At 49.3% G+C, this 15,460-nt stretch carries 12 protein-coding genes; all 12 read left to right on the forward strand.

Annotation, left to right across the window (positions count from 1 at the left end; all coding sequences use genetic code 11):
- The 12 genes from JZI27_RS10310 (at position 1) to JZI27_RS10365 (ending at position 15,460) form a co-directional block, all read left to right on the forward strand.
- Entirely contained in the window at positions 1 to 1,077 is a 1,077-nt protein-coding gene (locus JZI27_RS10310) for a tartrate dehydrogenase (RefSeq protein ID WP_122908039.1), read from the forward strand.
- Positions 1,078 to 1,185: 108 nt separating this feature from the next.
- Positions 1,186 to 2,610: an aldehyde dehydrogenase family protein gene (locus tag JZI27_RS10315; protein ID WP_122908038.1), complete on the forward strand. Its 1,425-nt coding sequence runs from the start codon at positions 1,186 to 1,188 to the stop codon at positions 2,608 to 2,610.
- A complete protein-coding gene (locus JZI27_RS10320; protein WP_122908037.1) occupies positions 2,607 to 3,377 on the forward strand; it encodes an SDR family oxidoreductase in 771 nt (256 codons plus the stop codon). The genes JZI27_RS10315 and JZI27_RS10320 overlap by 4 nt, the downstream gene beginning before the upstream one ends.
- A gap of 68 nt (positions 3,378 to 3,445) precedes the next feature.
- Entirely contained in the window at positions 3,446 to 4,504 is a 1,059-nt protein-coding gene (locus tag JZI27_RS10325; protein ID WP_122908036.1) for a TRAP transporter substrate-binding protein, read from the forward strand.
- Positions 4,505 to 4,566: 62 nt separating this feature from the next.
- A complete protein-coding gene (locus JZI27_RS10330; protein ID WP_280207466.1) occupies positions 4,567 to 5,034 on the forward strand; it encodes a TRAP transporter small permease in 468 nt (155 codons plus the stop codon).
- A gap of 7 nt (positions 5,035 to 5,041) precedes the next feature.
- Entirely contained in the window at positions 5,042 to 6,316 is a 1,275-nt protein-coding gene (locus tag JZI27_RS10335) for a TRAP transporter large permease (RefSeq protein ID WP_280207467.1), read from the forward strand.
- 18 nt (positions 6,317 to 6,334) lie between these two features.
- Positions 6,335 to 7,696 (forward strand): FAD-binding oxidoreductase, encoded by a 1,362-nt coding sequence (locus JZI27_RS10340; protein ID WP_122908034.1) that lies wholly within the window; start codon positions 6,335 to 6,337, stop codon positions 7,694 to 7,696.
- A 153-nt stretch (positions 7,697 to 7,849) separates the two neighbouring features.
- Positions 7,850 to 9,478, forward strand: coding sequence for a formate--tetrahydrofolate ligase (locus JZI27_RS10345; RefSeq protein ID WP_280207468.1), 1,629 nt, complete (start codon positions 7,850 to 7,852; stop codon positions 9,476 to 9,478).
- Between the two features lie 221 nt (positions 9,479 to 9,699).
- On the forward strand, positions 9,700 to 11,229 hold the full coding sequence (gene cshA / locus JZI27_RS10350; protein ID WP_251242713.1) for a degradosome RNA helicase CshA: 1,530 nt from the start codon (positions 9,700 to 9,702) through the stop codon (positions 11,227 to 11,229).
- A 214-nt stretch (positions 11,230 to 11,443) separates the two neighbouring features.
- Positions 11,444 to 12,865, forward strand: a complete 1,422-nt coding sequence (locus JZI27_RS10355) for a PTS mannitol transporter subunit IIBC (protein ID WP_280207469.1) — start codon at positions 11,444 to 11,446, stop codon at positions 12,863 to 12,865.
- A 58-nt stretch (positions 12,866 to 12,923) separates the two neighbouring features.
- Complete coding sequence (locus tag JZI27_RS10360) at positions 12,924 to 15,029, forward strand: BglG family transcription antiterminator (protein WP_280207470.1); 2,106 nt, start codon at positions 12,924 to 12,926, stop codon at positions 15,027 to 15,029.
- Complete coding sequence (locus JZI27_RS10365; protein WP_280207471.1) at positions 15,026 to 15,460, forward strand: PTS mannitol transporter subunit IIA; 435 nt, start codon at positions 15,026 to 15,028, stop codon at positions 15,458 to 15,460. Before JZI27_RS10360 ends, JZI27_RS10365 begins: the two co-directional genes overlap by 4 nt.

Consider the following 15,460-nt stretch of genomic DNA (forward strand, 5'->3'; position numbering starts at 1 on the left):
TTGCTACATTATTCAATCGCAGTGATACCAGGAGACGGAATCGGTCCCGAGGTTATGAATGAAGGGCTGAAGGTGCTCAAAGCAATAGAGGAAAGTCACGGAGGTATCCGCTTTGCTTGCGATGAGAAGCCGTGGAACTGCGAGTACTATCTGAAGAACGGCAGAATGATGCCGGAAAATGGTTTGGACGTGCTGAAAGATTACGATCTGATCTTGCTGGGTGCTATCGGTGCTCCGGGCGTACCCGATCATATATCAGTTTGGGAATTGATTCTTCCGATTCGCAGAGCCTTTCAACAGTATGTCAACTTAAGACCAGTCAAACTTCTTCGTGGCCTGGAAAGTCCATTGCGCTACAAGGGTCACGACGATCTTGATTTCGTAGTCGTTCGGGAAAATACAGAGGGTGAGTACTCCAACATGGGCGGTCGGATGCATCAAGGCACTCCGTTCGAGATGGCTGTACAGAACAACGTCTTTACCCGATATGGTACCGAGCGAATCATCAAGTACGCTTACAATCTGGCAGAGAAAAGACCGAAAAAGCGACTGACTGCGGCAACCAAATCCAATGGAATTAACCACTCCATGCCTTTCTGGGATGAAATCGTCAAGGAAGTGGGACGTGAACACGCAGGGATCGAAACAAATCTGTACCATATCGATGCCTTGGCTGCCTATTTTATTACACGCCCAGAAGAGTTTGATGTTGTCGTGGCGAGCAACCTGTTCGGCGACATTTTGACAGACCTGGGAGCAGCCGTTGTGGGTGGACTTGGTCTGGCGCCTTCTGCCAATATCAATCCTGAAAGAGAATTCCCGTCCATGTTCGAGCCGATTCATGGCTCCGCACCAGACATCGCAGGCAAGGGAATTGCCAATCCGATCGCACAAATCTGGAGTCTGAGCATGATGATGGACCACCTGGGCCTTCCGGAGATCGGAAAAGTCATTCTGGATTCCATCGAGCAAGTTCTGATCGACGGCAAGGTACAAACTCCTGACCTTGGAGGAAAAGCAACAACGAAAGAACTGGGAGACGAAATCGTCAGCCAGATCTACAAAGCAACTCGCTAGGAGCATACCATCTACTAGGGATCATGAGTGGGCGACCGCAAACGTCTTGGCGGTCCCCATGATGATACAGGCAGAATCGGCCATGTAAGAACAAGGAGGAGTAGGAGTATGGACGCTAAAATCTATGATTTGTACATCGATGGAGAATGGGTCAAGACAGAAAATTACATTCCCGTTTTTCACAAGTTTACCGGCGAGACCATCGCTCACATCGCAAAGGCGGAACAACATCACGTATCCACAGCAGTAGAAGCGGCGCATAAGCAGTTTAAGCAGGATACGTTGACACCCTTCCAGCGCTACAAAATCTTGTTGAAGGCTTCTGAACTGATGGAAGCGCGTCGAGATGAAATGGAGCTTTCCCTGATTCGCGAAGTCGGCAAAACGCGCAAGGATGCCATGAACGAGCTGGATCGCACGATCAACACCCTGCTCTTGTCCGCTGAGGAAGCGAAGAGAATCCATGGAGAAATGGTGCCGCTGCAATCGACAGAAGGATCTGAAAATAGACTGGGTTTTACCATTCGTGTACCGAAGGGAGTCATTGGCGCTATTACGCCTTTCAACTACCCGCTATTGCTTAGCACCCACAAGATCGCCCCGGCTATCGCTGCAGGAAATACAATCGTGGTGAAGCCTGCCACCGTAACGCCGATCGCGACGTATTTGCTGGTAGCGATTCTGGAAGAGGCAGGATTGCCAAAGGGACATATCAATATCGTCACTGGCGCAGGAAGCCAAGTAGGCGAATGGCTGCTGGACGAACCAAAAATTGCGATGTACACCTTTACTGGTTCGGGTGAAGTGGGCCGTCATATCAAGGAACGCAGCGGCATGCGCCCTGTCGCCCTGGAGCTTGGCAACAACTCTCCAAACATCGTGCATCTGGATGCAGATCTGACACTGGCTGCCCGTCAAACAGCAGCACGCAGCTTCCATAACGCAGGTCAGGCGTGTATCGCGGTTCAACGCATCTACGTCCACGAGTCTGTGGTTCAGGAGTTTACCGATCTGTATGTTTCCGAAGTGAAGCAGTTGAAGGTAGGCAATCCGGAAGATCCGGATACCGATGTAGGACCAATGATCAGCGAAAAAGAAGCAGCGCGTACAGAAGAATGGGTACAAGAGGCGATCAGCCAGGGCGCCAAGTCCCTGATGCCTGTGAAGCGCGAAGGAGCCCTGTTCTACCCAGCAGTCCTGGTAGATACCAAGCCCGAAATGAAGGTGGTGTGCCGGGAGGTATTTGCTCCAGTTGTTACCATCATTCCATACAGCGATCTGGATGAAGCGTTTGAACAAGCCAATGATTCGGAGTATGGTTTGCAAGCAGGAATTTTCACTCGTGATTTAAATATTGCGATGAAGGCAGCACGCGTGTTAGAGTACGGGGGCGTAGTGATTAACGACGTTTCCACCTATCGAAACGATGTCATGCCGTATGGTGGAGTTAAAAATAGTGGTCTTGGCAAGGAAGGACCTCGTTATGCCGTCGAAGAGATGACAGAAGAACGCATGGTGGTGATCAATCTATGAGCAGACATCTATTAGAGGGAAAAACAGCGATTGTTACGGGTGCCGCATCTGGAATGGGGAAAGCAATTGCCAAACTATTTGCACAAGAAGGCGCGAATGTCGTCCTTGCCGATTTGAACAAGGAGGCTGCGAAGGGAGTAGCGCAAGAGCTGCCTGAGGGTAAAGCTCATGCTGTGCAAACCGATGTAGCCAATGATGAGAGCGTTGCCGCGATGGTAGCGGAAACCATGTCCGTTTTTGGATCCGTCGATGTCCTGGTCAATTGCGCAGGTGTGCCACAGGCGTTTACCCCGATTGAAGAATTGACTTTGGATATGTGGGACAAAATCATGTCCGTTAATACCAAATCCATTTTCCTGACTACCAGACATACAGTACCGCATATGAAGGCTGCAAAACGAGGCAGCATAATTAATATCGCTTCGATTGCTTCCATCCGTGCCCGTCCAGGACTGAATGCGTATTGTGCTTCCAAGGGTGCAGCGGTTATGCTCAGTAAAGCACTGGCTCTGGAATTGGCTACAGACCAAATCCGCGTCAACGTGATCAACCCTGGCCCGGCGGAAACGCCTATGCTGGGCAAGTTCATCAGCGGAGATGCTGAGACAGTGGAGGCTGGGAAAAAAGAGATCTTTATCGACAGTGTGCCGTTGGGCAAGCTGATCCAACCGGAAGATATTGCCCAAGCCGCTCTGTATCTGGCTTCTGATCTGTCCAAAATCGTAACGGGCGAAGTCATGAATGTGGATGGCGGAAGAGGTATTTAACGTCGGTTTCAAATTTACAAACCTATATAGAAAAACACAAACAAAACCATTTAGGGGGTAAAGAGAGAATGATGCGTAAAAAGTGGGGGTTCGTATTATCGAGCCTGATGTCCGTATCTTTGTTGTTGACAGCGTGTGGAGGGGGCGGCGGCCAGCAAGCTGCTCAGCCTGCTGGACAAGCTCCGGCGGAGTCGGCAGCACCAAGCGGCGATGGTCAAAGCTTTGTGTTTAAAGCAGGTCACTCTTTGACAGAGGACCATCCTTACCACGTATCCTTGAAAGACATGGCAAAAAGAGTAGAAGAAAAGTCGCAAGGCAAGGTCAAAATCGAAGTTTATCCACTAAGCCAATTGGGTGCTGAACGGGAATTGACAGAAGGACTTACGCTGGGAACTGTAGACATGGTGATCACGTCGACAGCGCCAGTAACCAACTTCTATCCGAAGCTGGGCGTGCTCGACCTTCCATTCCTGTTTGAAAGCCGCGACCATGCGTACAAAGTGCTGGACGGGAAAGTGGGTCAAGATATCCTGAAAGACATCGAAAGCGCGAATATCATAGGTCTGGCCTGGGCTGAAAACGGCTTCCGCCACGTAACCAACGGCTCCAAAGTCGTCAAAACACCAGCTGATCTCCAAGGCATGAAGCTGCGTACACAAGAGAACCAAATTCACTTGGCAGCCTTTGAAGCATTGGGTGCAAAACCAACTCCGATGGCATGGACAGAGGCTCTGACAGCCTTGCAGCAAGGTGTTGTTGATGGACAGGAAAACCCTGCGATCGTTGCAAACACATACAAGCTGTACGATTCGAAGCAAACGCAAATGTCTTTGACAGGTCACGTTTACTCCGCAGCCATGATCCTGTTCAGTAAACCAGTATGGGACAAGCTGCCTGCAGATGTACAAACGCTGCTGGCTGAAGAAGCAAAAGTCGCTGGGAAAGAAGAGCGCGAGCTGATGATCAAAATGGAAGAAGAGTCTTTGCAAGTGTTGAAAGACAATGGCATGACGATCACAGAAGACGTAGACAAGCAAGCGTTCCGCGATGCGATGAAGCCTGTATATGAGAAATTCGCAGGACAAATCGACCAAGATCTGCTCAATGAGATTTTGAATACGAAATAATTGGCGGAGGGGAGAAAGGCAGTCTGCTTTTCTCCCTCTTACCCTGAGAAAGGAGGACTCGTGTGGGCAAGATTGTTTCTATCATTAACAGCATCACTCGCTACTTTGTCAATACCATCATGGGTGTGATGGTTGTCGCTGTCTTCCTTCAAGTACTGTTCCGGTTTTTCCTGGATCAGCCTCTGGCTTGGACGGAGGAGTTGGCCAGGTACTTGCTCGTATGGTTGACGTTTCTCGGCTCCGCCTATGCGATGTCAATTAAAGCGCATATTGGAACCGAATATATTCAGAAATTTTTGTCTCCAATGGCAAACAAAATTGTTTTATCGGTGGCTGCACTGCTCTCCATACTTTTTTTTGCCGTAATGATTTATCAGGGGTATCTGCTGTCAGTCAGAAGCATGACACAGACCTCGCCTAGCTTGCTCGTTCCCATGGGATATATCTACATGGTGATACCGATCAGCGGAGTTTTGCTTATTATGAATGTTCTCCATGTGACATGGAAAGACATCACCGGGAAGGAGTGAAAGCACTGTGGGAACGATACTTTTTTTAACACTGCTGGTTCTCCTGATTATTAATGTGCCAATCGCCATTGCACTCGGTTTGTCTGTAGTTGCAGCTTTTGTCATTGAGGGGAACATCCCTTTACTTGTCGTGATCCAGAAAATGTTTAACGGTACAGATTCATTTCCACTGATGGCTATTCCATTCTTCCTGTTGGCTGGAAAACTGATGGAGACGGGCGGAATTTCAGCCAGATTGATTACTTTTGCCAATACAATCGTGGGTAATCTACCGGGTGGTTTAGCGATTGTTGCCGTCATTGGTTGTACATTTTTTGCAGCTATTTCAGGTTCTTCGGCGGCTACGACAGCAGCTGTCGGCGGAATTCTGATTCCGCATATGGTGAAAAAAGGCTACGATGTGCGTTTTTCGGCTGCTCTGCATGCAGCAGGCGGAACCATTGGTGTCATGATTCCACCGAGTGTGCCACTAGTCTTGTACGGTGTGGCAGCGAGCACATCCATCAATGATTTGTTTATTGCAGGGATTGGTCCGGGAATTCTCGTCGCCATCTCGCTTGTGATTTACGCAATTATTGTAAGCAAGAAGCAAGGCTGGGGCGGAGGAAAAAAATATTCTGCCGGAGAAATTTGGAAAGCGTTTAAGGATGCGATTCTTGCAATCATGATGCCAGTCATCATTCTGGGCGGCATCTATGGAGGAATCTTCACTTCAACGGAAGCGGCTGTAGTTGCGGTCGTATATGGTTTGGTTGTCGGTCTGTTTGTTTATCGGGAGATCAAGTGGAAGGATTTGGGATCCATTTTTACCAGTTCTGCCAGCTTGACTGCTGCTATCATGCTCATTATTGCGACTGCCAACTCGTTTGGATTCCTATTAACCAGGGAAAATATTCCTCAGGAAATCGCTCAATTCATGCTGGGGATTACAGATAGCACAATTATTACCCTGTTGGTCATTAATATCTTCCTGTTGATCATGGGTACTTTTATGGAAACGTCTGTCATCATCATTCTGTTGACGCCGATCCTGCTGCCAATCATTCTGGCATTGGGTATCGATCCAGTCCTTTTCGGGGTCATCATGGTTGTGAACTCCGCGATTGGAATGTTGACGCCACCGGTGGGAATCAACCTCCTGGTAGCAGGGAAAATTTCACAGTTGCCGAATGCGGCGATCGAGCGTGCAGTGATTCCATTCCTAGTTATCATGATCATTGACCTGTTGTTGATCACCTATATACCAGAAATCAGCATGTTCTTGGTTAATCTGAGTAAGTAACGAAGGGGAGTATCTCAAGTGAGCTATATTGAAGAATTGGTAGGGCTACTGGGTAGTGAGCGAGTAACGACCAATCCAACCGTTCTGGAGCATCATAGTCATGATGAATCCTATCACGCACCACGCTTGCCAGAGGTAGTCGTATTTCCGCAAGACGCTGAAGAAGTCAGCCAGATCATGAAGCTAGCCAACGAGAAGAAGATTGCAGTCACACCGTTTGGTTTGGGAACTAGTTTGGAAGGGCATGTCATTCCATACAACGGCGGGATCAGCATGGACTTCTCCCTGATGAATCAGGTGCTGGAAGTTCGCCCCCAAGACTTTTTGGTTCGGGTCCAGCCAGGTGTGACACGTACGCAACTGAACAAGGAATTAAAAAAGCACGGTTTGTTTTTCTCTGTCGATCCGGGTGCAGATGCTACTGTTGGCGGGATGGCAGCGACCAATGCCAGTGGAACGACTTCTGTACGCTACGGTGTGATGCGTGACAACGTACGCGATCTGGAAGTGGTATTGGCAGATGGACGCATCATTCATACGGGAAGCATGGTCGCCAAGTCTTCGTCCGGCTACCATTTGACAGGCTTGTTTGTCGGATCAGAAGGTACATTGGGTGCTTTCACAGAACTGACATTGCGCGTATACGGGATTCCTGAGGCTACAATGGCCGCGCGTGCGAGCTTTCCTACCGTTCAGGATGCCGTGAACACAGTGGTGGACATTCTTTCAGCCGGTATTCCAGTAGCGCGTATCGAACTGGTCGACGAACGTTCTATCCGTCAGGTGAATCTGTTTAAGGAAACGGATTATCCGGAAAGCCCAACGCTGTTTATCGAATTCCACGGAAGCGAGCAAAGCCTGCAGCATGACATCGAATTTGCTCAAGGCATCGCAGGAGAGCATGGCTGCACGCAATTCTTGTTCGAGACGGATTCCAAGGCACGCGCTCAGCTCTGGGATGCGCGTCATAACCTGGCTTACGCGTTCGTGCACAAATCTCCCGGTAAAAAAATGATGGTCACTGATGTATGCGTGCCCTTTTCAGAGCTGGCAGGTGCAGTCGTAGATGCTCGTGAATCCATTGATCGTTCGGGATTGGACGGAGCTGTACTCGGTCACGTTGGGGACGGAAACTACCATGTGATCCTCATGATCGACTTGGACGACAAAGAAGAGGTTGCCCGCGCAGACAAGCTGAACGCACACCTGGTCGAATACGCACTGCAACGCGGCGGCACCTGCACAGGCGAGCATGGAGTTGGTGTAGGGAAAGCCAAATATCAGAGGGCCGAGCATGGAGAGTCTCTGGACGTGATGAAGTCGTTCAAACAAGTATTGGACCCGAATGGCATTTTGAATCCTGGAAAAATCTTTGAATAAACATAGACAGGACAACCTTCCGAGCTGCATGCCAGCAGTGGAAGGTTGTTTTGTTCATTTCCTGATGAAAAGCATGAAATGAAAGGAGTTATCCTATCGTTTGTGGAATGTAGAAGGTTGTATGCCAATTTCACGAAATGCAGGGGGATACTGATGAAACCGATTGTCGAGATTGCCAGGCAGGTAGGGATTTCAGAGGAACATCTGGATCAATACGGTAAATATAAGGCAAAATTGGCGGCTGAGCTATGGGATGACATCAAGGATCGGCCGGATGGCAAATTGATCCTGGTTACGGCGATGAACCCGAATCCGGCAGGTGCAGGGAAGACCTTGACCACGATTGGGTTGTCCCAGTCTCTCAATCTGATTGGGAAAAAGACTGTGGCTGCTTTGAGGGAACCATCTCTTGGACCGTGTATGGGAATAAAAGGCGGAGCTACAGGAAGCGGAAAAGCGCAAATTCTTCCCGCAGACGAAATCAACCTGCATTTTACGGGAGATATTCATGCGATTACATCCGCACACAATCTGTTGGCTGCAATGGTGGACAATCACATTCATCACGGCAACGTGCTGCGCATCAACACGAAAAAAATCGTCTGGAAGCGCGCTATGGATATGAATGACCGGGCACTACGCAATATTGTGGTGGGACTGGGCGATGGAAACGGCATGACACGTGAAGACGGTTTTATGATTACGACCGCATCCGAAATCATGGCTATTTTGTGCCTGAGTGAAAATATAGACGATCTGCGCGAGAGATTGAACCAGATCATTGTCGGCTACGATCAGGATGATCAACCCGTTCGTGCGAATGATATTCAGGCAGTAGAGGCGATGTGCGTGCTGTTGAAGGACGCAATCAAGCCCAACTTGGTACAGACAATTGAGGGGACACCTGTGCTGATTCACGGGGGGCCTTTTGCCAATATCGCACATGGCTGCAGCAGTGTGGTAGCGACCAAAACAGCACTGAAGCTGGCTGATTATGTCGTGACTGAGGCTGGATTTGGAGCCGATCTGGGCGCAGAGAAGTTTTTCAATATCAAATGTCGAAAAGCAGGTCTCACACCGTCAGCGGCGGTTGTCGTCATTTCCGTTCGCGCCTTGAAATTCAACGGTGGAGTCAAAGTGGCGGATCTGCAAGCGGAAGATCTGCAAGCCGTGAAGCGCGGCTTTGAGAACGTGAAGCGTCATATTGAAAACATTCGCAAGTTCGGTGTGCCTGCTGTGGTAGCCGTCAATCACTTTATTACCGATGCTCAGGCAGAGATAGATACGGTATTCGAGCTTTGCCGGGAGCTTGGGGTAGAGGCATCCTTGTCCAGTGTTTGGGAACATGGTGGAGCCGGTGGCGTAGACCTGGCTGAAAAAGTAGCGCGTGCCGCAGAGCAGTCCTCCGAATTCCATTACCTGTATAACGAAGAGCAATCGATCCAAACAAAAGTGGAGACGATCGTCCGGGAAATTTACCGCGGCTCCGATGTGGTGTATGCGCCTGCAGCGTTAAAAACACTGCGAAAAGTAGAGGAAATGGGCCTGTCGCATCTTCCGGTGTGCATGGCCAAAACGCCGTATTCCTTTACGGATCGGGCAGATGTTTTGGGGGCTCCGACCAACTTTACGATCTCGGTCAGTGAGATTCGCCTCTCTGCGGGAGCTAGATTTATTGTTGTGTTGACCGGCAGCTTGATGACCATGCCAGGTTTGCCGAAGAAACCGGCTGCGGAATCGCTGTATGTGGACTCAAAAGGGCAAATTAACGGCCTGTCTTAATAGAAAATAGTGGGAAAAAGCCGCTTTTCATGGAAGAGCGGTTCTTTTTCTTATCATTCATTGCTTTTTACGTAAAGGCATGGTACGATTACGGTTGTGTTCTTTCTAGGGTGCTACGTACAATCAGGGATAAAGGGCATGTTCCGGATCGTAAGGAATAGTGCCCTTTTTTAGTGAGAATTTTATAGAAGAAGGTTTGAAAAAAAGGAGACTGAAAAGCATTGACTACTTTTTATGATTTTGGATTACATCACTCTATCGTACGGGCGCTGGGCAGCATGGGTTTTGAAGAGGCGACCGCGATCCAGGTACAAACCGTACCTGTAGCGTTGCAAGGGAAAGACCTGATCGGTCAAGCGCAAACAGGAACAGGAAAAACGGCTGCCTTTGGTATTCCACTCGTAGAGCGTCTCGACGAGCAAAGCGGAAACATCCAAGGGGTTGTTTTGACCCCGACACGTGAATTGGCTGTGCAGGTTGCCGAAGAGATCAACAAGATTGCGCAGTTCAAAAATATCTCTGCCTTGCCAATCTATGGCGGTCAGGACATTACACGTCAGATCAAGGCGTTGAAAAAACGTCCACAAATTATCGTGGCTACACCAGGTCGTTTTATGGACCATATGAGAAGAAGAACGATTCGTCTCGATGCGATTGAAATCGTCGTGCTGGATGAAGCAGATGAAATGCTGAACATGGGTTTCATTGACGATATCAAGGAAATCCTGCAAGAAGTACCAGATCAGCGTCAAACTCTGCTGTTCTCAGCGACCATGCCGCGCGCGATCCAGGAAATTGCTCAGCAATTCATGAATGATCCAACCATGATCTCGGTAAAGGCAAAAGAAGTGACCGTACCGAATATTGAGCAGCAGTATATGGAAGTGGCAGAGAAGCAGAAGTTTGATGTACTGTGCCGCTTGTTGGATATCCACTCTCCAGAACTGGCTATTATCTTTGGCAGAACCAAGCGCAGAGTAGATGAGTTGTCCGAGGCACTGACCAAGCGCGGCTATGGCGCAGAAGGCATCCACGGAGACCTGAACCAGGCGAAGCGGGACAGTGTACTGCGCAAGTTTAAAGAAGGTACGATTGAAGTCCTGGTAGCGACTGACGTGGCTGCTCGTGGATTGGATATCAGCGGCGTGACGCATGTATTCAACTTCGACATCCCACAGGACTCGGAGAGCTACGTACACCGGATCGGAAGAACGGGGCGTGCAGGGAAAACCGGTCAATCCATTACCTTTGTGACACCGCGTGAAATCGACCATTTGCGTCTGATCGAGCGTGCTACCAATCGCCGAATGGAGCGTCGTTCCGTTCCAAGCATGAACGAGGCGTTGGAAGGACAGCAGCGTATGGCTGTAGAAAAGCTGCTGGAAGCGAGCGGAAGAGACAATCTGGCTGAATACAAAACGCTGGCTGAACAGCTGCTGGAGGATGTGGACTCCGTAACACTGGTATCTGCTGCCCTCAAGATGCTGACGAAAGAGCCGAATACAACCCCTGTTCACCTGACTGAAGAATCGCCTTTGCGTGTGAGCAAGAAAAAATTCCCGCCAAAAGGTAAAGGTGGTCAAGGCAGCGGTTTCGGTGGAAAACGTCCATTCCGTCCTCGTTCCGGCGGAGGGGAGTATCGTGGCGGTGGCGAATATCGCCCGCGCAGTGGCGAGTATCGTCCAAAAAGCGGTGAATCTCGTCCACGCTCTGGGGAGTCCAGCGGCAGAACGTATAATAAACAACGGTAAGAGAAAAAATAGCGATACAAAGCCGATGCAAAGCAGGATGCATCGGCTTTTTGTATTTTCAATTCAATTTTGTCAACATTGCTGGCGACAAAGTAGCGCTTTGAATTTGTTGAGATGCAAATGTAAACGCTTTATATTCTAGGTAGATAAACGAATAGTTTAGTTTTGTCATCAATCAATCAACAGGTAAAGAACAGGTAAAGGAGGGTTCAGTATGGAGATGGTCACAAATAACGAGTCATCAGGAGGAATTCGGGTCAGAGTACAAAAGTTTGGACGTTTTTTAAGCGCGATGGTTATGCCGAATATCGGTGCTTTTATCGCGTGGGGACTCATCACTGCCTTATTTATCCCAACAGGCTGGCTGCCGAACGAAGACCTGGCTAAGCTCGTAGGACCGATGATTACCTATCTGCTTCCGCTTTTGATTGGTTATACAGGAGGTAAAATGATCCATGATGTCCGCGGGGGTGTCGTAGGGGCGGTTGCTACGATGGGTGTAGTCGTAGGGGCTGACATCCCGATGTTCTTAGGCGCGATGATTATGGGGCCACTCGGCGGATGGTGCATGAAAAAGGTCGACCAGATGCTGGATGGGAAAATTCGCACCGGCTTTGAGATGCTGGTCAACAATTTCTCAGCCGGTATTGTAGGCGGTATCCTGACGCTTCTGGCGTTTAGCTCGATTGGTCCAGTGGTGGAGGGATTGAGCAATCTGTTGGCCGCTGGGGTACAAGGAATTGTGAATTTGGGTCTGTTGCCATTGGCAAACATCCTGATCGAACCAGCCAAGATCCTGTTTTTGAACAATGCGATCAACCACGGAATCTTGAGCCCGATCGGTCTGGACGAGGCGGCAAAAGCAGGGCAGTCGATCTTTTTCCTGCTGGAGACCAATCCAGGTCCTGGTTTGGGGATACTATTGGCGTATTGGCTTGTTGGAAGAGGCAACGCCAAGCAATCTGCTCCAGGGGCAGTAATCATTCACTTCTTCGGTGGAATCCATGAGATTTACTTCCCATATATCTTGATGAATCCGCGTCTGATTCTGGCTGTAATCGGTGGCGGTATGGCTGGAGTGTTCATCTTCACTCTTCTGGGAGCAGGTCTGGTGGCACCTCCGTCTCCAGGTAGTATTTTTGCCCTGAGTGCGATGGCACCGCGTGGTGGGCTGCTTCCGGTGCTGGCGGGTGTAGTTGGAGCTACCGTTGTTTCCTTCCTGATCGCGGCAGCATTATTGAAAATGAGCAGTCAATCCAATGATGACGAATTGGAGCAGGCTACAGAAAAAATGAAGGAATTAAAAGGAAATCAAGTAGCTGCTGCGAAAATGGAAGAGAGTACAGTGACCATGGCTTCAGAAGTCAAAAAAGTGGTATTTTCCTGCGATGCAGGCATGGGATCCAGTGCGATGGGTGCGGCAACTCTGCGAAAAAAATTCAAAGAGGCTGGTCTGGATGAAATCACCGTCATCAATACAGCGATCAACGATATTCCAGATGATGCGGATATCATCATTACCCACAAATCGCTCACGAGTCGGGCCCAGGTCAAAGCACCTGCAGCAGAGCATATTTCCATCGAAAACTTCCTGAACAGTCCCGAGTACGACAAATTGGTCAAACGTCTTGTATAAAGGAAATAACGCTAGTGAGAGCTAGCGTTATCCTTCTTTCTACTAGGGGGATGGAAAAGTGAGTGTATCTTCGCGGCAAAGGGCGATTATTGAGCTGTTACTGCAAGAGCCGAAGGGTTGGACTGTAGGTGGCATTGCCGCTCAAATCAAAGTAAGTGCACGAACGATTCTCCGTGAACTGGATAGCTTGGAAGCGTTGTTTCATCAGAATGGGCTGGAATTCGTGCGCAAAGCAGGTTCTGGAGTGGAGCTGCTGGGTACCGACGAGCAAAAACAACAGCTGCGTATCGCGGTCCTGCAGCAGGCAACAACGGAGTTTACGGCGGAGGAACGGCATGTGATGATTCTCTGTTCACTCCTCGAAGCTACAGAGCCCGTCAAGCTGATCTCGCTCGCCATCGATCTCAAGGTGACGAAAGCTACGATCAGTCATGACCTGGATGAGCTGGAAAGCAAGCTGGCTTCGGTGGAGCTTTCCCTGTTGCGCAAAAGAGGGTATGGGGTTGAGCTTTTAGGTTCAGAGTCAGCGAAAAGAAGGGCGATCAGCCGTTTGATTGCCGACCATCTGGACGATCACGAACTGATTGGGATCATCAAGGACAACATTCAGCATAAGTCCATGCGTGATGCCGATTCCTTGACAGAACGACTGTTGGAGCTGATCAACAAGGAAAAGCTGATCAAGGTTGAAAATGCTTTAAAGCTGCTGGAACACGATTTACCTTATCCCCTTGCCGATAGCGCATATATTGGGCTGGTTACTCATCTTGCGCTGACGGTGGAGCGTGTGGAAAAAGGGGAAAACATTCTTTTTGACGAAACGACGCTCATGGAATTGTCGCAAACAATGGAATATCAGGTTGCCCAAAAAATTATGAAACAGATGGAGCAGTTATTTCAAATCGAGATGCCTACTGCAGAGATCGGGTACATCACGATGCATTTGCGAGGGGCCAAGCTGCGGAACTCCCAGGATGAATGGCTCTGGCCAGTGAATGCAGAGCTGATGGATATGACGCAGCGGCTGATTCAGTTTTGTGAAGAGCGGTTGGGTGTATCACTCAGGGATGACAATTCCCTTTTCCACGGGCTGCTCACACACCTAGAGCCTGCGCTCTATCGACTGAAATCCAAATTGGAGATACGCAATCCGATCCTGAATCAGATCAAGAGCAATTACCCGGAGCTGTTTGCGGTAACGCGTGAGGCATGTACCCAATTGTTTCCTGACTTGGTCGTGCCAGATGAGGAAGTGGGTTATCTGGTCATGCATATCGGGGCAGCGGTAGAGCGCTCAAAGCAGGAACAGCAGCGATATCGGGCATTGGTGGTCTGCTCAAGCGGTATCGGGTCCTCCAAAATTTTGGCGACGCGATTAAAAAAGGATTTTCCGGAGATCGTCAGTCTGCAAAATCTGTCTGTATTCGATGTGGGGCGCATCCCCAAGAGCGAGTACGATGTGATTATCTCGACGATCCCGTTACCAATAAATACGCTGGAATATGTTGTCGTCAGCCCCTTGCTGCCACCGGATGATATTCAAAAGATCAAGGTGCATTTGCATCAGAAGGGAAAAATGCTGTCGGTTCAAAAGGAAATGATAACGCCAGCTACCTTTGAACAGCCGTTCAAGCGACTGCGTGATACGCAACGGTACACCAGTTATGCAGTCGAACTGGTGGACGGTCTGCAGATACGAACCTGGACCAATGAAGGCCAGGGCATCAAGGAGCTCATGCTGCAGATATGTACAGAGCTCAGATTCAGTGGAATCATTCGGCAGGAAGAAGCGGTGGTGGAGAAGCTGCTGCAGCGAGAAAAGCTTGGAGGTTTAGGGATTCCCGGCACTTCAATGGCTTTGTTCCACGGCAAGTATGAAGAGGTGAACAAGACCTCCTTTACGATCCACCTTTTGCGTGAGCCGATTCTCTTGAAGTCGATGGATGAGCAGGAGATGTCTGTTCGGAGGATATTACTGCTTCTGGGCCCCCATGACGTGGGCAAGGAAGGGCTGGAAGTATTGAGTGAGATCAGCTCCATGCTGATTGAGGAAGAGATGCAAGCAGTCCTGGAAACAGAGGAACAGCAACGAATTGCAGAGTATCTGGCAGAAGGATTATTTGCCTTTTGCCTGAAAAAGACAGGATTGGAGAGAAAGAGATGACACAAATACTGACGAAAGAAAAAATCATGCTGCAGGCAAAGCCAAAAGATAAGCAAGAAGCGATCCGTCTGGCTGGTGAATTGCTGGTGAAAGCAGGTCACGTAACAGAGGAGTATGTCGCAAAAATGCAGGAACGCGAAGAGCTGGCGACTACCTATATCGGCAGTGGTGTAGCAATTCCACACGGAACCAACGAATCCAAGCAAGAAATCAAGTCCACGGGAATTTCCGTCGTGCAGGTTCCGGATGGGGTTGATTTTGGCGAGGGAAATACAGCATATCTTCTGTTCGGGATCGCAGCAGTCGGGGATGAACACTTGGAGGTCCTGTCGGAGATTGCCATCATTTGCTCGGAGGAAGAAAACGTCAAGCAGGCAGCACAAGCGAAGACTGCGGATGAGATCTTGGCCCTGTTTGAAAAGGGGTTGTAA

It is taken from the genome of Brevibacillus sp. AY1, assembly GCF_029870785.1.
Classification (GTDB): Bacteria; Bacillota; Bacilli; order Brevibacillales; family Brevibacillaceae; genus Brevibacillus; species Brevibacillus invocatus.